This window comes from Arthrobacter ruber (assembly GCF_002954225.1).
Classification (GTDB): Bacteria; Actinomycetota; Actinomycetes; order Actinomycetales; family Micrococcaceae; genus Arthrobacter_D; species Arthrobacter_D ruber.
Genome location: NZ_PPTH01000009.1, coordinates 1 through 18,992, shown reverse-complemented (window position 1 = coordinate 18,992; position 18,992 = coordinate 1). Strand labels below are relative to the sequence as shown.

Annotated in this window: 18 protein-coding genes and 1 pseudogene; 1 reads left to right on the top strand and 18 read right to left on the bottom strand. The window is 71.8% G+C overall.

Annotation, left to right across the window (positions count from 1 at the left end):
- Nucleotides 1–42: 42 nt before the first annotated feature.
- The 12 genes from metK to pyrR all read right to left on the bottom strand — a co-directional run bounded on the left by metK (nucleotide 43) and on the right by pyrR (nucleotide 13,024).
- Entirely contained in the window at nucleotides 43–1,254 is a 1,212-nt protein-coding gene (gene metK, locus CI785_RS01175; protein WP_105030281.1) for a methionine adenosyltransferase, read from the bottom strand.
- A gap of 94 nt (nucleotides 1,255–1,348) precedes the next feature.
- The gene (gene coaBC, locus CI785_RS01170) at nucleotides 1,349–2,563 is read right to left on the bottom strand and encodes a bifunctional phosphopantothenoylcysteine decarboxylase/phosphopantothenate--cysteine ligase CoaBC (protein ID WP_105030280.1); all 1,215 of its coding nucleotides are present in this window, start codon (nucleotides 2,561–2,563) and stop codon (nucleotides 1,349–1,351) included.
- 31 nt (nucleotides 2,564–2,594) lie between these two features.
- A complete protein-coding gene (gene rpoZ / locus CI785_RS01165; RefSeq protein WP_055771293.1) occupies nucleotides 2,595–2,855 on the bottom strand; it encodes a DNA-directed RNA polymerase subunit omega in 261 nt (86 codons plus the stop codon).
- 43 nt (nucleotides 2,856–2,898) lie between these two features.
- Nucleotides 2,899–3,468, bottom strand: a complete 570-nt coding sequence (gmk, locus tag CI785_RS01160) for a guanylate kinase (RefSeq protein WP_105030279.1) — start codon at nucleotides 3,466–3,468, stop codon at nucleotides 2,899–2,901.
- Between the two features lie 10 nt (nucleotides 3,469–3,478).
- Entirely contained in the window at nucleotides 3,479–3,817 is a 339-nt protein-coding gene (gene mihF / locus CI785_RS01155; RefSeq protein WP_105030278.1) for an integration host factor, actinobacterial type, read from the bottom strand.
- Nucleotides 3,818–3,968: 151 nt separating this feature from the next.
- On the bottom strand, nucleotides 3,969–4,838 hold the full coding sequence (pyrF, locus tag CI785_RS01150) for an orotidine-5'-phosphate decarboxylase (RefSeq protein ID WP_105030277.1): 870 nt from the start codon (nucleotides 4,836–4,838) through the stop codon (nucleotides 3,969–3,971).
- A complete protein-coding gene (gene carB, locus CI785_RS01145; protein WP_105030276.1) occupies nucleotides 4,828–8,136 on the bottom strand; it encodes a carbamoyl-phosphate synthase large subunit in 3,309 nt (1,102 codons plus the stop codon). Before carB ends, pyrF begins: the two co-directional genes overlap by 11 nt.
- On the bottom strand, nucleotides 8,136–9,512 hold the full coding sequence (gene carA, locus CI785_RS01140) for a glutamine-hydrolyzing carbamoyl-phosphate synthase small subunit (RefSeq protein WP_105030275.1): 1,377 nt from the start codon (nucleotides 9,510–9,512) through the stop codon (nucleotides 8,136–8,138). The genes carB and carA overlap by 1 nt, the downstream gene beginning before the upstream one ends.
- On the bottom strand, nucleotides 9,509–9,988 hold the full coding sequence (locus CI785_RS01135; protein ID WP_240614935.1) for a PH-like domain-containing protein: 480 nt from the start codon (nucleotides 9,986–9,988) through the stop codon (nucleotides 9,509–9,511). The genes carA and CI785_RS01135 overlap by 4 nt, the downstream gene beginning before the upstream one ends.
- A 47-nt stretch (nucleotides 9,989–10,035) precedes the next feature.
- Nucleotides 10,036–11,421, bottom strand: coding sequence for a dihydroorotase (locus CI785_RS01130; protein ID WP_105030273.1), 1,386 nt, complete (start codon nucleotides 11,419–11,421; stop codon nucleotides 10,036–10,038).
- Nucleotides 11,418–12,440, bottom strand: coding sequence for an aspartate carbamoyltransferase catalytic subunit (locus CI785_RS01125; protein ID WP_105030272.1), 1,023 nt, complete (start codon nucleotides 12,438–12,440; stop codon nucleotides 11,418–11,420). Before CI785_RS01125 ends, CI785_RS01130 begins: the two co-directional genes overlap by 4 nt.
- Nucleotides 12,437–13,024 (bottom strand): bifunctional pyr operon transcriptional regulator/uracil phosphoribosyltransferase PyrR, encoded by a 588-nt coding sequence (pyrR, locus tag CI785_RS01120; RefSeq protein ID WP_105030271.1) that lies wholly within the window; start codon nucleotides 13,022–13,024, stop codon nucleotides 12,437–12,439. Before pyrR ends, CI785_RS01125 begins: the two co-directional genes overlap by 4 nt.
- A 96-nt stretch (nucleotides 13,025–13,120) precedes the next feature.
- On the opposite strand from pyrR, the gene CI785_RS01115 reads away from it, so the two are divergent.
- Entirely contained in the window at nucleotides 13,121–14,419 is a 1,299-nt protein-coding gene (locus CI785_RS01115) for a PrsW family intramembrane metalloprotease (RefSeq protein ID WP_105030270.1), read from the top strand.
- A gap of 117 nt (nucleotides 14,420–14,536) precedes the next feature.
- Here the strand turns inward: CI785_RS01115 and nusB are convergent, their stop codons facing one another.
- The 6 genes and pseudogenes from nusB to CI785_RS01085 form a co-directional block, all read right to left on the bottom strand.
- Entirely contained in the window at nucleotides 14,537–14,947 is a 411-nt protein-coding gene (gene nusB / locus CI785_RS01110; protein WP_105030269.1) for a transcription antitermination factor NusB, read from the bottom strand.
- Nucleotides 14,944–15,507, bottom strand: a complete 564-nt coding sequence (gene efp / locus CI785_RS01105; RefSeq protein WP_105030268.1) for an elongation factor P — start codon at nucleotides 15,505–15,507, stop codon at nucleotides 14,944–14,946. The genes nusB and efp overlap by 4 nt, the downstream gene beginning before the upstream one ends.
- Before the next feature lie 146 nt (nucleotides 15,508–15,653).
- Nucleotides 15,654–16,745 (bottom strand): 3-dehydroquinate synthase, encoded by a 1,092-nt coding sequence (gene aroB / locus CI785_RS01100; protein ID WP_105030267.1) that lies wholly within the window; start codon nucleotides 16,743–16,745, stop codon nucleotides 15,654–15,656.
- The gene (locus CI785_RS01095) at nucleotides 16,735–17,289 is read right to left on the bottom strand and encodes a shikimate kinase (protein WP_105030266.1); all 555 of its coding nucleotides are present in this window, start codon (nucleotides 17,287–17,289) and stop codon (nucleotides 16,735–16,737) included. The genes aroB and CI785_RS01095 overlap by 11 nt, the downstream gene beginning before the upstream one ends.
- Nucleotides 17,289–18,497 (bottom strand): chorismate synthase, encoded by a 1,209-nt coding sequence (gene aroC, locus CI785_RS01090; protein ID WP_105030265.1) that lies wholly within the window; start codon nucleotides 18,495–18,497, stop codon nucleotides 17,289–17,291. Before aroC ends, CI785_RS01095 begins: the two co-directional genes overlap by 1 nt.
- A gap of 32 nt (nucleotides 18,498–18,529) precedes the next feature.
- Nucleotides 18,530–18,992, bottom strand: a pseudogene (locus CI785_RS01085) (shikimate dehydrogenase); the annotation flags it as partial.

Genomic DNA, 18,992 nt, shown 5'->3' with positions numbered 1-18,992 from the left:
GCTGCGGCGGACGGCGCCTGCCGTCCGCCGTCCCCTCCCGCCCTAGGCGTTGAAGTAGCCCCGGAGCTTGTCCACACGGTCCGTGCGCTCCCAGGTGAAACCGTCCTCCTCGCGGCCGAAGTGGCCGTGCGCCGCGGTGCGCTGGTACACCGGGCGCTTGAGGTCGAGTGCGTTGATGATGCCGAGGGGTCGCAGGTCGAAGATCTCGCGGATCGCCGTCCCGATGGCCTGCGGGTCCACCGTCTCGGTGCCGAAGGTCTCGACGTAGATGCCCACGGGCTGCGCCATGCCGATCGCGTAGGCGATCTGGATCTCCGCCCGGCGCGCGAGGCCGGCGGCGACGACGTTCTTGGCGACCCAGCGCATGGCGTAGGCGGCCGACCGGTCCACCTTCGAGGGGTCCTTGCCGCTGAAGGCCCCGCCGCCGTGGCGTGCCATGCCGCCGTAGGTGTCCACGATGATCTTGCGACCCGTGAGGCCGGCGTCCCCCACGGGTCCGCCGATCACGAAGGCACCCCCGGGGTTCAGGATGTGCCGGACGTTCGAGGTGTCGAGGGCGGAGTCGGCCAGGACCGGGGTGATGACGTGCTCCACCAGGTCCGCGCGCAGCTCGTCGAGGGGGACCTCCGCCGCGTGCTGCGAGGAGATCACCACGGAGTCGATGGAGACGGGGCGGTCCCCGTCGTAGCCGATGGTGACCTGGGTCTTGCCGTCGGGGCGCAGGTACGGGAGGGTGCCGTCCTTGCGGACGCTGGTGAGGCGCTCGGAGAGGCGGTGGGACAGCCAGATGGGGGTGGGCATCAGGACCGAGGTCTCGTCGCTCGCGTACCCGAACATGATGCCCTGGTCCCCCGCGCCCTGGGCGTCGTACGGGTCCACGCCGGTGCCCTCGCGCGCCTCGAGGGAGGTGAAGACGCCGGAGGCGATCTCCGCGCTCTGCTGACCGATGGACACCGACACGCCGCAGCGGGCCCCGTCGAAGCCGTTGGCCGAGGAGTCGTACCCGATACCCAGGATGGTCTTCCGGACGATGTCGGGGATCTCGACATAGGCCTCGGTGGTGACCTCGCCCGCGACGTGCACGAGGCCGGTGGTGACGAGCGTCTCCACAGCGACGCGGGAGTCGGGGTCCTGCTCGAGGAGGCCGTCGAGGATGGCGTCGCTGATCTGGTCGCAGATCTTGTCGGGATGGCCCTCGGTCACCGACTCCGAGGTGAAAAGCCGCAGGCGGGAAGCGGTGCTGGGAGGATTCACGTGCCCACTCTACTGGGTCGGGAGGACAGTCCCGTGTCGATGACGGACGTCCCGGAGCCGCCCGTCGGGGCCCTCGGAGGGCCGCGGGCCGGGCTCAGGGGGACAGCAGGTGCGCCGCGTGGTCCATGACGGCGTCCGCGACCACGCGCTTGGTGCCGCGCACCGCTGCCGCTTCGCTGCCGTCGGCGTCGAGGATGGTGACCTCGTTGGAGTCCGCGCCGAACACGAGCTCCCGACCCACGACGTTGAGGACGAGGAAGTCGCAGCCCTTCCGTGCCAGCTTGGCGCGGGCGTGGGTCAAGGGGTCGGCCGTGGGGTCGCCCGTCTCGGCGGCGAAGCCCGCGATGACCAGGGGTTCGGTGCGCCCCTCGCGGGCGAGGACGGCTTCGCGCAGCACGTCGGGGTTGCGGACGAGGGTGATCACCGGGCCCGCGCCGTCGTCGCTCTTCTTGATCTTCGTGCCGACCACCTCGGCGGGACGGAAGTCCGCCACGGCGGCGGCCATGACGAGCACGTCGGTGGCGGGCAGCGCGGCCAGGACCGCGTCGCGCAGCTGGAGTGCGGACTCGACCCGGACGACGTCGCACCCCTGCGGGGGCGGGACCTCCGCGTGGGCGAGGACGAGCGTCACGTGCGCGCCCCGGGCGAGGGCCGCCTCGGCCAGCGCCATGCCCTGCTTGCCCGAGGACCGGTTGCCGAGGAAGCGCACGGGGTCGAGGGCCTCGCGGGTGCCGCCGACCGAGATGGTGACGCGCTTCCCGCGCAGGGCGCCGTCCCCGGCGGGAGGGTGGACCGCGTCCAGGGCCGCGGCGTAGATGGCGGCCGGCTCGGGCAGCCTGCCCGGACCCGAGTCGGTCCCGGTGAGCCGGCCGGACGCGGGCTCGATCACCGTGACGCCGCGCGAACGCAGGGTCCGGACGTTCGCCCGGGTGGCTGCGTGCTGCCACATCTCGGTGTGCATCGCGGGCGCCATGACGACGGCGCCGCGCGCCATGAGCAGGGTCCCGGTCAGCAGGTCGTTGGCGAGGCCGGCCGCGGCGCGGGCGAGGACGTCGGCGGTCGCGGGTGCGATGACGATCAGGTCCGCCTCGTGGCCCAGGCGCACGTGGTTCACCTTGTCGACGTCGTCCCAGACGCTGTTGCTGACCGGGTTGCCGGAGAGCGCCTCCCAGGTCGCGGTGCCGACGAAGCGTGTGGCCGCCTCGGTGGGGATGACGGTGACGTCATGGCCGGACTCCGTAAAAAGACGGAGGAGGGATGCTGCCTTGTAGGCTGCGATCCCTCCTCCGACACCAAGTACTATGCGCACCGGTCGTATGCCCCCTGCCGGCCCGGTCCGGTTATTCGGACTGTTCCATGGGTGAGGAGACGAGCATGCCCTCGTTGATCTCGCGCAGGGCGATGGAGAGCGGCTTCTCGTTCAGCTTGGTGTCGACGAGCGGGCCGACGTACTCGAACAGGCCCTCGTGGAGCTGGGAGTAGTACGCGTTGATCTGGCGGGCGCGCTTGGCACCGTAGATCACGAGGGCGTACTTCGAGTCCGAGGCCTCCAGCAGAGAGTCGATCGGCGGGTTGATGATGCCTTCGGGCTGAGTTGACACAAATTCTCCAAAAAATAAGGCGGAACGGCTGGTGCGGGGCCTCTCAGCGCTGCAGCGGACGCAGTCCCATCAGTGATACGAGCTCGTCTGCCGCATGCTCCACGGTGTCGTTGACGACGGTGTGGTTGAATTCCGGCTCGGCGGCAAGTTCCAGTTTAGCGGTTTCCAGCCGCTGCTGCTGTTCCTCCGGTGTTTCGGTGCCGCGCCCCACCAGGCGCCGCACCATCTCGTCCCAGGTGGGAGGGGCGAGGAAGACGAAATTGGCCTCCGGCATGCTCTCCTTGACCTGGCGTGCACCCTGCAGGTCGATCTCCAGCAGGACGGCGCGGCCCTCGTCCATGGCTGCCTGGACCGTGCGCCGGAGCGTGCCGTACCGGTTGCGTCCGTGCACCACCGCCCATTCGAGCAGCTGCCCGTCGGCGACGAGCCCGTCGAACTCCTCGGGGGAGACGAAGAAGTAGTGCACGCCGTCCACCTCGCCGGGGCGCGGCGGGCGCGTGGTCGCGGAGACGGACAGCCACACCTCGGGGTAGTTGTCCCGGATGTAGGTGGAGACGGTTCCCTTGCCGACCGCGGTCGGGCCGGCGAGGACTGTCAGCCGGGGCTGTGACACGAATGGTTCCTTACTTGCCGGCCGGGCCGGCGTGATGTTGGTCGAGGTAGCTGACGAGGTCCCTGCGCTGGTGCACGCCGAGTCCGCGCACGCGCCGCGTCGCCGCGATGCCGACCTCGGCCATGATCGCGGCTGCCCGCACGTCGCCGACGCCCGGCAGTGCCTTGAGGAGGTCCAGGACCTTGAGGCGGCCCACGGCGTCGTCGCCGTCCGGGTTGTCGATGACTTCCGCCACGGAAAGCTTACCGGTCTTCAGCCGGGACTTGATGTCCGCCCGCACCGCCCGCGCCGCCGTCGCCTTCTCTCGTGCCAGTGTTCGTTCGTCGTCCGTCAAGGGCTTCAGGTTCACGGGTGCTCCCTGCGCTGGACGGCACCACGGATGGCGGCGACCGCTCGTCGTATGGATCGGTGAAAGGTCTCCCCGGACGGGGATCGGGCTGGAACCGAACCTACCGGGCGCACGGCTCCGAAATCAATGCACCCCCGCCGGGGCGCATCCCTCAGGCGAGCTCGTCGCGCGTCCGCTCGGCGGCCTGCCGCACGGCGGCGGCGTCCGGTCCTGCGGCCAGGATGGCGCGGCTCGACGTCGGGAGCACGAACGGCAGGGCCTCGCCGAAGGCGGCCTCCAGCTCGCGCGGGCCCGCTCCCTGCGCCCCCACACCGGGGGCGAGGATGGGGCCGTCGAGCGAGGCGAGGTCCAGGCCGAGTCGACCGGCCGCGTCCCCGACGGTCGCCCCGACCACGAGCCCGACGGAACCCGTCGCCGCCGCACCCGCTCCTGCCCGACCGGCGGCGTTCTCGGCGGCGGCCGCGCGCGCGATGGACCGCGCCACCGACGCGTCCCCGCCCACGTGCTGAACCGAGCGGCCCTCGGGATTGGAGGTGAGGGCGAGGACGAACACGCCCCGCCCGGTGGCGGCTGCCAGGTCGAGGGCCGGCCGGAGGGACTCGAAGCCGAGGTACGGGTTGAGCGTGACGGCGTCGGCCGCGAGGGGGCGGCCCTCTCCCAGCCACGCGTCGGCGTAGGCCTGCATGGTGGAACCGATGTCGCCGCGCTTGGCGTCGGCGATGGTCAGGACGTCCGCCTCGGCGGCCCGGGTCAGCAGCGTCTCCAGGACGGCCAGGCCGCGCGCGCCGTGCCGTTCGTACAGCGCCACCTGCGGTTTGAGGGCCGCGGCCACGGGCCCGACGGCGTCGAGCACTGTGAGCGTGAACCGTTCGAGCCCGGCCGGCGTGTCCTCGAGCCCCCACGCCGTCAGGAGCGCGGGATGCGGGTCGATGCCGACGCACAGGCTCCCGCGCTCCGCCCGTGCAGCCGCGAGCCGCACCCCGAAGGGGGCGCGCGAAGCGGCCCCGGCCTCAGGAGGCACTGCGGGCCTCGGCCGACGCGCGCAGGTTGGCGGCGTGCTCCTGCAGGCTCGTCACGGACCACTCGTAGGAGCGCATGGCCTCGATGGCCTGCACGGCCGCGCCCACCTCGGGGATGGTGGTGATGACCGGCAACCCGTAGGACGTCGCCGCTGCGCGGATCTCGTAGCCATCCCCGCGGGCCTGGCCGCCCGAGGGTGTGTTGATGATCATGTCGATCCCGCCCTCGGTGATGAGGTCGACGACCGTCCCCTCCCCCGCGGCGCCGGCACCCTCGGCGACCTTGCGCACCGTCGTCGCCTGGATGCCGTTGCGGCGCAGCACGTCGGCGGTGCCACCCGTCGACACGATCTCGAAGCCGAGGTCCACGAGGCGCTTCACCGGCATGACGATGGCCCGCTTGTCCCGGTTGGCGACGGACACGAAGACCTTGCCCTCGACGGGCAGGGCCGCGTTCGCGGCCGCCTGGCTCTTGGCGAAGGCCGTGTCGAAGTACTTGTCGATGCCCATGACCTCGCCCGTGGAGCGCATCTCGGGGCCGAGCAGCGAGTCCACCACGGTGCCCTCGGGCGTCCGGAAGCGGCTGAAGGGCAGCACGGCCTCCTTGACGGAGACGGGGGCGTCCAGCGGGAGGGACCCGCCGTCGCCCTGCGCCGGCAGCAGTCCGCGCTTCCGCAGTTCGGCGACGGTGACCCCGGTGCCGATGAGTGCCGCGCCCTTGGCCAGCTGCACGCCCGTGGCCTTGGAGACGAAGGGGACGGTCCGCGAGGCCCGCGGGTTCGCCTCGAGGACGTAGAGCACGTCCGAGGCCAGCGCGAACTGGATGTTGATGAGGCCGCGCACCCCGACCCCCTGCGCGATCGCGAGCGTCGCCTCGCGGACGCGCTGCAGCACGTCCGCGCCCAGTGTGATGGGCGGCAGCACGCAGGCGGAGTCGCCGGAGTGGATACCGGCCTCCTCGATGTGCTCCATGATGCCGCCCAGGTACATCTCCGAACCGTCGAACAGGGCGTCGACGTCGATCTCGATGGCGTCCTCGAGGAAGCGGTCGATCAGCACCGGGTGCGCCTCGGTGATCTCCGTGGCATTGGCGATGTAGCGCGAGAGGTTCGCCTCGTCGTAGACGATCTCCATGCCCCGGCCGCCGAGCACGTAGGAGGGCCGTACGAGCACGGGGTAGCCGATGGCGTCGGCGATCCGCTTGGCGTCCTCGAAGGACACCGCGGTGCCGTTCTTCGGGGCGATCAGCCCGCCGGCGTCGAGCACGCGGCTGAAGGCGCCGCGGTGCTCGGCGAGGTCGATGGCCTCCGGGGACGTGCCGAGGATGGGGATGCCGGCGTCCGCGAGTTCCTGCGCGAGCTTCAGCGGGGTCTGCCCGCCGAGCTGCACGAACACGCCGAGTACGCCGCCCGTTCGCTCCTCCGCGGCGAGGACCTCGAGGACGTCCTCGAGGGTCAGCGGCTCGAAGTACAGGCGCGTGGAGATGTCGTAGTCCGTGGAGACCGTCTCCGGGTTGCAGTTGATCATGACCGTCTCGTAGCCGGCCTCGCGCAGCGCCATCGTGGCGTGGACGCAGGAGTAGTCGAACTCGATGCCCTGCCCGATCCGGTTGGGCCCGGAGCCCAGGATGACGACGGAGGGCTTCTCGTGCACCTCCACCTCGTCCTCCTCGTCGTAGGAGGAGTAGTGGTACGGCGTGTAGGCGGCGAACTCCGCGGCGCAGGTGTCCACGGTCTTGAAGACCGGCCGGATGCCGAGGGCGTGCCGGACGCCGCGCACGACGGCGTCGGGCGTGTGGGTCAGCGCGCCGATCTGCTCGTCCGAGAAGCCGTGGCGCTTGGCGAGCCGCAGGACGTCCTCGCTGAGGTTGGGCGCGGTGCGCACCTCCTCGGCCACCTCGTTGAGCAGCACGAGCTGGTCGAGGAACCACGGGTCGATGCCCGTGGCCTCGTACAGCCGCTCCACGCTCGCGCCGCCCAGCAGGGCACGCTGCACCTGGGCGAGGCGCTCGGTGGTGGGGCGCCTCGCAGCCTCCACCAAGGCGTCCACCTCGTCGGCGCCGACGGGCGCGAACGAGAGCTGGGAGCCCTTCTGCTCGAGCGAGCGCAGGGCCTTCTGCAGGGCCTCGGTGAAGTTGCGGCCCATCGCCATGGCCTCGCCGACCGACTTCATGGTGGTGGTGAGCGTGGGGTCGGCGGCGGGGAACTTCTCGAACGCGAAGCGCGGGACCTTCACCACCACGTAGTCGAGCGTCGGCTCGAAGGACGCCGGGGTCTTCAGCGTGATGTCGTTGGGGATCTCGTCGAGCGTGTAGCCGAGGGAGAGCTTGGTGGCGATCTTCGCGATCGCGAAGCCGGTGGCCTTCGACGCCAGGGCCGAGGAGCGGGACACGCGCGGGTTCATCTCGATCACGACCACGCGGCCGGTGCCCGGTTCGACGGCGAACTGGATGTTGCAGCCGCCCGTGTCCACCCCGACCTCGCGGATGACGGCGATCGAGATGTCGCGCAGGCGCTGGTACTCGCGGTCCGTCAGGGTCAGGGCGGGGGCCACGGTGATGGAGTCGCCCGTGTGGACGCCCACGGGGTCGAAGTTCTCGATGGAGCACACGACCACGACGTTGTCGTTCTTGTCGCGCATCATCTCGAGCTCGTACTCCTTCCACCCGAGGATGCTCTCCTCGAGCAGCACCTCGCTCGTGGGGCTGTACTGCAGGCCCTGGCCCACGATGCGGCGCAGGTCCTGCTCGGTGTACGCGAGGCCGGAGCCGAGGCCGCCCATGGTGAAGGAGGGCCGGACCACCATCGGGTAGCCGAGGTCGTCGGCGGCCACCAGCGCCTCGTCGATGGTGTGGATGATGGCGGAGCGGGCGGACTCGGCGCCGCAGCGCTCGACGACGCCCTTGAACTTCTCCCGGTCCTCGCCGAGCTCGATGGCGGCGATGTTCGCGCCGATGAGCTCCACGCCGAACTCCTCGAGGACGCCGTTCTTGTCGAGCGCGATCGCCGTGTTGAGCGCCGTCTGGCCCCCGAGGGTGGGCAGCAGGGCGTCGGGGCGTTCCTTCGCGATGATCTTGGCGACGACGTCGGGGGTGATCGGCTCGACGTAGGTGGCGTCGGCGAACTCGGGATCGGTCATGATCGTGGCGGGGTTCGAGTTCACGAGGATGACGCGCAGGCCCTCCTCGCGCAGCACGCGCAGCGCCTGGGTGCCCGAGTAGTCGAATTCGGCGGCCTGGCCGATGACGATCGGGCCGGAGCCGATCACCAGGACGCTCTTGAGGTCGGTTCTGCGGGGCATCAGTTCTCTTCCTGCGGTTCGCTGGGGTGTGCGCTGTCGTGTGCTGTCGCGTGGCGGGGCTGCGTGCCCGTCACCTTGGAGCCGTGCGTGCCGAGCTCCGCGGCGGCGGCGCCCGCGAGGGCCTCCGCCTCCGAGGGTGCGTCGAGCTGCGAGGCGAGGACGGCGTCCCCCGAGCCGGGCCTGGCCTTCTCGGCGTGCATGAGGTCGATGAACCGGTCGAAGAGGTAGGCGGAGTCGTGCGGGCCGGCGGCGGCCTCGGGGTGGTACTGCACCGAGAACGCGGGCAGGTCCAGGCATGCGAGGCCCTCGACGACGTCGTCGTTGAGGTTCACGTGGCTCACCTCGACGCGGCCGTAGGAGCCCGCGGGCGCCTCGACCGGGCCGGCGAGCGGTGCGTCGACGGCGAACCCGTGGTTGTGCGAGGTGATCTCCACCTTGCCGGTCCGGCGGTCCAGCACGGGCTGGTTGATGCCGCGGTGGCCGTAACGCAGCTTGTAGGTGCCGAAGCCCAGCGCCCGGCCGAGGATCTGGTTGCCGAAGCAGATGCCGAAGAAGGGGATGCGCTCGTCGAGCACGCGGCGCAGCAGGGCCACCTGGTCGTCGGCGGTCGAGGGGTCGCCCGGACCGTTGGACATGAACACGCCGTCGGGCTGCACGGCGGCGATGTCCTCGTACGTGGCCCCGGCGGGCAGGACCACGGTGCGCACGCCGCGCTGGGCGAAGTGCTTGGGCGTCATGGCCTTGATGCCGAGGTCGAGGGCCGCGATGGTCGCGACGGTCCCGCCGGTCCAGCCGTGGTCGGCGGGGTCGACGACGTACGCCTCGTCGATGCTGACCTCCTCGGCGAGGCGCGCTCCGGCCATGGACGGCTGGGCGAGGACCTGCTCCACGAGCCGTTCCTCGCCGGCCGCGGCGTCCGCACCGGAGAAGATCCCGGCCCGCATGGCGCCGCGCTCGCGCAGGTGGCGGGTGATGGCGCGCGTGTCCACGCCCTCGATGCCCACCACGCCCTGCTCGCGCAGCTGCTCGTCCAGGCTCTGCTCGGAGCGCCAGTTCGAGGGGCGGCGGGCCGCGTCGCGGATGATGTAGCCGGCCACCCAGATGCGGCGGGACTCGGCGTCGTCGGCGTTCACGCCGGTGTTGCCGATGTGCGGTGCGGTCTGGACCACGAGCTGGCGGGCGTAGGACGGATCGGTGATGGTCTCCTGGTAGCCGGTCATGCCGGTGGCGAAGACCGCCTCGCCGAGTGCGGTGCCCTCGGCGCCGTACGCGCGGCCGCGGAAGGTCCGTCCGTCCTCGAGGACGAGCACCGCGGGTGCCTTCGTGCCGGCCGGTGCCGTCGATGGAGCGTGGGCCTTGGGTGGAGCGCTGCTCACAGCTGTTCCCTGCCTTCGGGGGTCGGTGGAGTTCGGTTCTGGGGTGGATCGGAGGGGACGAGCGCCGCGATCGCGGCGACGAGCTGGGCCTTGTGCGCGGCGTGGCGGGTGCGGAAGCCGGTGTCGACCCGCCCCTCGCCGAGTCGCCAGGTCACGACGACGAGGCCTTCCTTCTCGACGAACTTGCCGGCCATGCCGCCGGCGAGCTGCACGGAGACGAGGTCGGCGCGCGGCACGAAGACCGTGCGCGCCCCGGTGCGGGTGACCAGGACACCGTCGGCGTGGACGGAGGCGACGGCGTTGCCGCGCAGGCCCAGCCCGTGGACCGCGATGCGGTCCAGCCAGTCCCCCGCCGTCGTCGTCGCGACGTACTGGCCCTCGGCCTCGTAGAGGACGGGTCCGAGGTCTCCGGGCACCTCGGGCGGTGCGGGGACGTCGGACTGGCGGCGGAGCCGGTTGCGCCAGCCGAGGGCCATGAGAGCGACCAGGACCGCGATGATGCCCAGGGTCAGGGCCACCCAGCCTAGAGATTCCACGCCGGGGCCTCCTCGTCCGCCGCCGGGACGGGCCGCGGTGTCGCGAGGCGCCCGTCGAGGACCGTCGCGTGGCCGGCGTAGAAGGTGGCGCGCACGCTGCCGGGCAGTTGGAGCCCGCGGAACGGGCTGTTGCGGCCCTTCGTGGCCATCGTCGTGGGGTCGACCGTCCAGCGCGCGGCAGGATCCACGAGGATCAGGTTCGCGGGCTCGCCGGCGGCCAGCGGGCGGCCCTGGTGCCCGAGCCGGCCGATGCGCGCGGGCGTCACCGAGGTGACGCGCGCGAAGCCCTCCCAGTCGAGCAGGCCCGTGTCCACCATGGCGTGCTGCACCACGGACAGGGCGGTCTCCAGGCCCGTCATGCCCATGGCGGCCTGCGCCCACTCGCACTCCTTGTGCTCGCTCGGGTGGGGTGCGTGGTCGGTCCCCACGGCGTCGATCGTGCCGTCGGCGAGGGCCGCGCGCAGGGCGGTGACGTCGTCGGGCGTGCGCAGCGGCGGATTGACCTTGTAGACGGGGTCGTAGCTGCGGACCAGTTCGTCGGTCAGGAGCAGGTGGTGGGGGGTCACCTCGGCGGTGACGTCGATGCCGCGGGCCTTGGCCCAGCGGATGATCTCCACCGACCCGGCCGTGGAGACGTGGCAGACGTGCAGGCGCGAGCCGACGTGCTGGGCGAGCAGGACGTCGCGGGCGATGATGCTCTCCTCCGCGACGGCCGGCCACCCGGCCAGTCCGAGGACCGCGGAGACGTCACCCTCGTTCATCTGGGCGCCCTCGGTCAGGCGCGGCTCCTGGGCGTGCTGGGCGATCACGCCGTCGAACGCCTTCACGTACTCGAGGGCCCGACGCATGAGCACCGGATCGGAGACGCAGATGCCGTCGTCGGAGAACACGCGCACCCCGGCCCGCGATTCGGCCATGGCGCCGAGCTCGGCGAGGCGTTCTCCGCCCAGGCCCACGGTCACGGCGCCGACGGGCCGCACCTCGACCCAGCCGGAGGCGAGGCCCAGCCGGTACACCTGCTCCACGACGCCCGCGGTGTCGGCCACGGGAGAGCTGTTGGCCATGGCGTGCACGGCGGTGAACCCGCCGAGCGCCGCGGCGCGGGAGCCGGTCTCGACCGTCTCGGCGTCCTCCCGGCCGGGTTCGCGGAGGTGGGTGTGGAGGTCCACCATGCCGGGCAGCACCACGAGCCCGTCGGCGTCGATGGTCACCGCGTCCTGCGGTGCCCCGGACGCCGCCGCGGACCCGACGGCGGCGATCCGGCCGTCGCGGACCAGGAGGTCCTCGACCCCGCGCCCGAGGAGGGAGCCGCCCCGGATGAGGTACGCGGTGCCGGTCCGGGCGCTGGTTCGGGTGCTGGTGGTGGTCGTCACGGGGTACGGCCTTCCGGGATGAGGGCGGGCAGGTCGTGCTGCTCGGGGACGTCGTCGTGCGGGTCCCCGGCGAGCAGCAGGTACAGCGCCGCCATGCGCACGGAGACGCCGTTGCGGACCTGCGCGAGGACGGTGGAGCGTGGGGAGTCGGCGGCGGCGGAGGAGATCTCCAGACCCCGGTTCATGGGACCGGGGTGCATGACCACGGTGTCGTCGAGGCCCAGGGCGTCGAGCAGCGCCAGGCGTCCGTCGTCGAACCCCCACCGCCGCGAGTACTCGCGGGTGGAGGGGAAGAAGGCGGCGTTCATGCGCTCGGCCTGCAGGCGGAGCATCATGACGGCGTCGGGCCGCTGGGCGAGGGCGTCGTCGAGGTCGTAGTGGACGGTGCAGGGCCAGGCCCCGACGCCGATCGGCAGCAGCGTGGGCGGACCCGCGAGCAGGACCTCCGCGCCGAGGGTGGTCAGGAGCCACACGTTGGAGCGGGCCACGCGCGAGTGGAGGACGTCGCCCACGATGAGGACCTTCATCCCCGTGAGGTCGGTGCCGGCGGACGGGGTGCCGCCCACCCGTGCCCAGTGCCGGCGCAGCGTGAAGGCGTCGAGCAGGGCCTGCGTGGGGTGCTCGTGGGTCCCGTCGCCGGCGTTGACCACGGCGGCGTCGATCCAGCCGGACGCCGCCAGGCGTGCGGGCGCGCCGGAGGCGGGGTGGCGGATGACGACGGCGTCCGCGCTCATGGCCTCGAGGGTCTGCGCGGTGTCCTTCAGCGACTCGCCCTTGGAGACCGAGGAGCCCTTCGCCGCGAAGTTGATGACGTCCGCGGAGAGCCGTTTCGCCGCGGCCTCGAAGGAGATGCGAGTGCGCGTGGAGTCCTCGAAGAACAGGTTCACCACGGTACGTCCGCGCAGGGCAGGCAGTTTCTTGATCTCCCGATCCCCCACCGCCGCCATCTCCTCGGCGACATCCAGCAGGCGCAGCGCATTCCTCGCGGAGAGGTCGTGCGTGCTGAGCAGGTGCTTCACACGCGGTCCTCGATGACGACCTCGTTGACCGCCGACCCGCCGATGAGGTCGGTCTCCGCCAGGTGGACCCGGACGCGTTCGCGGGACGAGGTCGGCAGGTTCTTGCCCACGTGGTCCGCTCGGATGGGCAGCTCGCGGTGCCCGCGGTCCACGAGCACCGCGAGGCGGACCGCGCGGGGGCGCCCGAGGTCGGCGAGGGCGTCGAGCGCGGCGCGGATGGTGCGGCCCGAGTAGAGCACGTCGTCGACGAGCACCACCACCTTGTCGTCGATGCCCGACGGCGGCAGCTGGGTGGCCAGCGGCGAGCGGGTGGGATGGCGCCGCAGGTCGTCGCGGTACATCGTGACGTCGAGCTGGCCGGCGATGAGGTCGGGGTCGACGGTGGGGTCCACGGCCGCGATCTTCTGGGCGAGCCGCTGCGCGAGCGGGAAACCCCTGCGCGGGATGCCGAGGAGGACGAGATCGCGGGAACCCTTGTTCGCCTCGAGGATCTCGTGGGCGATACGCGTGAGTGCGCGGTCTATGTCGGCTTCTGCGAGAACGACGCGCTTGTGGATGCCGGATTCCGAGGCAGGCACGGTCATAACACGCTTCCTCCTTCCCCGCCTCACCGGACGGAATTTAAAGGCTGGTTGCGGTGCCCAAACTACCACAGCGCCGCTTGCACCTAGGGTTGCACCATGGCTATGAACAACCCCGGAGGGGCGCCCGGCGGTCCCGGCCGGCACGGCACGCAGGACTTCGCGCGGCAACCGCAGGACACCCACCAGAGCATCCAGCACCAGGGCTGGTGGGGCACGACGACGCACCGCCACCATCATCCGGCACCCGCCCGGACGCACGGCCGGCCGTTCCAGCCCGTGTGGAACCAGCCACCGCCCCGCCGCCGCGGCGTGTTGAACGTCATACTCGTGATCGTGGCGGCCCTCGTGGTGGCGGGCGTCCTGCTCCTGCTCTCTCTGTCCCTGGGGCCGTCGGCGTTCGTGCTCTGCGGCATCCTCGCCCTCGTCCCGCTGGGCATCTGCCTGCTCGGCCTGCGCTGGATCGACCGGTGGGATCCCGAACCGCGCGGCGCCCTGCTCTTCGCGTTCCTCTGGGGCGCCGGGACCTCCGTGGTCGTGACGCTGCTGCTCGGCAGCTACGTGGTGGAGTTGCTCGGCACCGCGTTCAGCACCACCTCCCCGGAGGTGATCGGGCCGGTCCTGCAGGCGCCGCTGGTCGAGGAGTTCGCCAAGGGCGTCGGCGTGCTCATCCTCGTCTACACGCGCCGCAGCCACTTCGACGGTCCCGTGGACGGCATCGTCTATGCCGGGACGGTCGCTGCGGGCTTCGCCTTCACCGAGAACATCCTGTACTTCGGGTCCGCGGTCATGGAGTCGGGCAACGTCAGCTCCCTCGTGGGGGTCTTCATCCTGAGGGGCCTGTTCTCCCCGTTCGCGCACGTCATGTTCACCTCGCTCCTCGGGTTCGTGCTCGGCTACGCGCTGAGCCGGGGCGGCGGCAACGGCCGCATCCTCGGTGCGTTCGTGCTCGGGCTGATCCCCGCCATCGCGGGGCACATGCTGTGGAACGGCGGCACCCTCGTGCTGTTCAACAACTTCCTGCTCTTCTACCTGGTGGTGCAGGTCCCGCTGTTCGTCGCCGCCGTGATCGCCGTCGTGCTCCTGCGCCGCTCCGAGCGGCGCCTGACCGAGGCCCGGCTGGGCGACTACGCCCACGCCGGGTGGTTCACGCCCGAGGAGGTGCACATGCTCGCCACGCGGCCCGGGAGGTCGCAGGCGCTGGCCTGGGCCCGGTCCGTCGGCGCCGAGCAGGACATGCGCGCGTTCATCCGCACGGGCGCCCGCATCGCGTACACGCGCCAGCGCCTGCTCGGCGGGCGGCGCGACGCCGACTACGCGGCCGAGGAGCGCGCCCTCCTCGAGGAGGCGACGCAGCGCCGCACGCGCATCTTCCAGGCGGCATCCGCGGTGCTCTGACCGCCGGAGCACGGGATGCGGCCGTGCGGGTGCCCGGAGGCACCCCTTCCGGTCGCGGGACGCCAGAAGCCCCCGTGGTCCGCTCTCGGCGGTCCCAGGGGGGCCTCGGGCCCGGAACTACGCGAGCAGGGTCGGCTTGAGCTGCTGGAGCCGGCCGAGGAGGCCGTTGACGAACTTCGGCGACTCGTCCGTGGAGAGCATCTTGGCCAGCTCCACAGCCTCGCTGACGGCGACGCCGTCGGGGACGTCGTCGTTGTAGAGCAGCTCCCAGCTGCCGATCCGCAGGATCATGCGGTCGACGGCCGGCATGCGGTCGAGGGTCCAGCCCTGCGAGTAGGTGCTCAGGAACTCGTCGATCTGCTCCTGGCGCTCCAGCACGCCTTCCACGACGTCCACCGAGTAGTCGGCGATGACCATGTCCGTCTTCTCACGACGGGCACGGATGACCTCGAGTGCCGGCATGTCCCGCTGCTCGGATTCGAAGAGGATGTCCAGGGCCCGGCGTCGGGCCTTGCTGCGTGCGCTCACTCGTTGACGCGTCCCAGGTACTCGCCCGTCCGGGTGTCGACCTTGACCTTTGTGCCGGTGCCGAGGAACAGCGGGACCTGGATCTCGTGGCCGGTCTCGACGGTCGCGGGCTTCGTGCCGCCGGTGGAGCGGTCGCCCTGCAGGCCGGGCTCCGTGTAGGTGATCTCCAGCGTCACCGACGCGGGCAGCTCGATGTAGAGCGGGGAGCCCTCGTGCATCGCGATGGTGGCCATCTGGCTCTCGAGCATGAAGTTCGCGGCGTTGCCCACGGTCTTGCCGGACACCGTGATCTGGTCGTAGTCGGTGGTGTCCATGAACACGAAGTCCTCGCCGTCCTTGTACAGGTACTGGTAGTCGCGACGGTCCACGGTGGCCGTCTCGATCTTCAGGCCCGCGTTGAAGGTCTTGTCGACCACCTTGCCGGAGAGGATGTTGCGAAGCTTGGTGCGGACGAAGGCGCCACCCTTGCCGGGCTTGACGTGCTGGAACTCGAGGACGTTCCAGAGGTTGCCCTCGAGCTTCAGCACAGTGCCGTTCTTGATGTCGTTCGTGGTCGCCACAGATTCACTTTCGTCGGTTTCGCGGATGGATGGGCCGGCCGGAGCACAGCGGGCGCGGGGAAGCGCGCCAAAAGTCCAGAGACCAGTCTACCCTGCGCGGCGCGGGGCCCGGCCGGGACGCCCGGCCCGCAGGCGGCGTGGACAGGTCAGGAAGCGATCTCCTGGTAGGCGGCGAACAGGAGCGAGGTGTCCGGCACCTCGAGCATGCCCGGGCGGCCGATGCCGTCCAGCACCACGAACCGCAGGAGGTCGCCGCGGGACTTCTTGTCGCGGCGCATGCCGTCCAGCAGCGAGGCCCACCGGTCCCGCCGGTAGGTGACGGGCAGGCCGAGCGACTCGAGGATGCTCCGGTGCCGGTCGGCGTCGGCGTCCCCGAGGCGCCCGACCATGCGGGAGAGTTCGGCGGCGAACACCAGGCCCACCGAGACGGCGGCCCCGTGGCGCCAGGAGTACCGCTCGGCGAGTTCGATCGCGTGTGCGAGCGTATGGCCGTAGTTGAGGTACTCGCGCCGGCCGGACTCGCGCAGGTCCTCGGAGACGATGTCCGCCTTGACCCGGATGGCACGCTGCACGAGGTCCCGCAGCACGGGCGAGGTGGCGTCGGTGGCCGCCGTCGTATCCTGCTCGATGAGGTCCAGGATGGCCGGGTCGGCGATGAACCCGCACTTGACCACCTCGGCCAGTCCCGTGACGAGCTCGTTCTTCGGCAGCGTGGCCAGGGCGTCGAGGTCGGCCAGGACGGCGGCGGGCGGGTGGAAGGATCCCACGAGGTTCTTGCCCTCGGCGGTGTTGATGCCCGTCTTGCCGCCCACGGCGGCGTCGACCATGGCCAGGAGGCTCGTGGGCAGGTGCACCACGCGGACGCCGCGCAGCCAGGTGGCGGCGACGAAGCCACCGAGGTCCGTGACGGCCCCGCCGCCCACGGTCACGACGGCGTCCGAGCGCGTGAAGTCGTTCTGGCCGAGCACCTGCCAGCAGAAGGCGGCAACCTGGATGTGCTTGCCCTCCTCGGCGTCGGGGATCTCCGCCGTGACGGCGGTGAGGCCCGCGTCCGCGAGTTCGGCCCGGACCGTGTCGCCCGTGGCGCGCAGGGCCCGGGGGTGGATGACCAGGACGCGCCGCACCCGCTCGCCGAGGATCGCGGGCAGCCGGCCCAGCAGCCCGTGCCCCACGACGACGTCGTAGCTGCCCTCGGCGCTCCCGGTCACCGGGATGATGGTTGGTTCGTCAGTGGCCATGGGGGTTCCCGCTCTCGTCGTGTCGGTGGTCGTTCGGGTGGGCGGCCAGGGCGTGCAGCACGGCCTCGGTCGCCTCGCGCACCGTCAGGCCGCGGGTGTCGACGACGGCGGACGCCACCGCCGCGTAGACCGGACGCCGCGCGTCGTACAGCTCCTGCCACCGTTCGGCGGGCCGGCCGGCGAGCAGCGGCCTGCTGGAGTCGGCACGGATGCGTGGGAGGACGGTCGCCAGATCGGTGTCGAGGAAGACCACTGTCGCCTCCGCCAGCAGTTCCCGCGTGCCGGGATGGAGCACCGCTCCCCCGCCGAGGGAGACGACGACGCCGTCCTCGGCGAGGGCGTCGCGCACCACCTCCGCCTCGAGGCTGCGGAAGGCCTGCTCGCCGTCGCGAGCGAAGATGCCGGCGATGCTGCCGTGCCGCTTCACGATCACGCGGTCCGTGTCGACGAACCGCGCACCCCTGCGCTGGGCGAGCATGCGTCCGACGGCGGACTTGCCCACGGCCATCGGACCGACGAGCACCACGGGGTGGTCCGCTCCCATCAGGCTCCGGCGGAGTCCAGGAACTCCGGGATGCTCTCGAGGTAGCCGCGCATGTTCCGGGCGGTCTCCGCGAGGGAGTCGCCGCCGAACTTCTCCGTGACGGCCTCGGCCAGCACGAGCGCGGTCATGGCCTCGGCGACCACGCCGGCGGCCGGCACCGCGCACACGTCCGAGCGCTGGTGGTGGGCGCGGGCGGCGGTCCCGGTGCTGATGTCGACGGTGCGCAGGGCGCGCGGCACGGTCGCGATGGGCTTCATCGCTGCGCGCACGCGCAGTGCATCGCCGATGCTCATGCCACCCTCGATGCCGCCGGCGCGGTTGGTGACGCGGACGATCTTGCCGTCGTCGTTGCGGACGATCTCGTCGTGGGCCGCTGTGCCACGGCGCGCGGCGGTCTCGAAGCCGTCACCCACCTCGACGCCCTTGATGGCCTGGATGCCCATGAGTGCCGCCGCGAGGCGGGAGTCGAGGCGCCGGTCCCAGTGGACGTAGCTGCCGAGCCCCGGCGGGAGCCCGTAGGCGACCACCTCGACGACGCCGCCGAGCGTCTCGCCCTCCTTGTGGGCGGCGTCGACCTCGGCCACCATCGCCTCGGAGGTGTCGCGGTCGAAGCAGCGCAGTGGATCGGTGTCGAGCGCGATCACGTCTCCGGGTCCCGGCAGAGGGGCGTCCTCGGGGACCGACACGGAACCGATGGAGACCGTGTGGCTGACGAGGCGGATGCCCAGGCCCTGGAGGAACCTGGCCGCGACGGTGCCGAGGGCCACGCGCGTGGCGGTCTCCCGGGCGCTCGCACGCTCCAGGACGGGCCGGGCCTCGTCGAAGCCGTACTTCTGCATGCCGGTGAAGTCGGCATGTCCGGGCCGCGGCCGCGTGAGCGGGGCGTTGCGTGCCGATGCGGCGAGTTCCGCGGCGTCCTCGACCGCGAGGGGGTCCGCGGACATGATCTTCTCCCACTTGGGCCACTCGGTGTTCGCGACCTCGATGGCCACGGGGCCGCCCTGGGTGATGCCGTGGCGGACGCCGCCGAGGATGCGCACCTCGTCCTGTTCGAACTTCATGCGGGCGCCGCGCCCGTAGCCGAGCCGGCGCCGGGCGAGGGCCTCCTGGATGTCGCCACTCGTGACGGCGACGCCCGCGGGCATGCCCTCGATGATGCCGACCACGGAGGGGCCGTGGGATTCTCCTGCCGTCAACCAACGCAACATGGTTTCCATACTGCCATGCAGCGGCGCAGGCATCAGCGCCGTGCGGCGCCGACTGCGTCGCACATCACGTCCAGGACGCCTGCGGGGTCCTGTGTGACGTCGGGGAAGAACAGGCGCACCTGCTCGACGGCCTGGTGGAGCAGCATGTCGAGGCCCGGCACGATGCTTCCGCCGGCGCCCTGCCAGGCGGCGGCCAGTGCGCTGGGCCAAGGATCGTAGGCCACGTCGAGGAGGGTGCCGTGCGTGCGGAATCCGGGCCCGGCGAGGTCCGCCGCGAGGGGATCCGCGGCGCGGGGCGGGAGCGTGGAGACGACGACGTCGGCAGCCCGCACCGCCTCGCCCGCGCCGGACCAGGGCCCGATCACGACCTCCAGGCCGAGGTCCGCCCCGACGCGCAGCAGCTCGGCCGACGCCTCGGGGCGCCTGACCAGCACGGCGGCGGTCCGCGCGCCGAGCTGCGCGAGGCCCGCGAGGGCGGCCGCCGCGGTCCCGCCG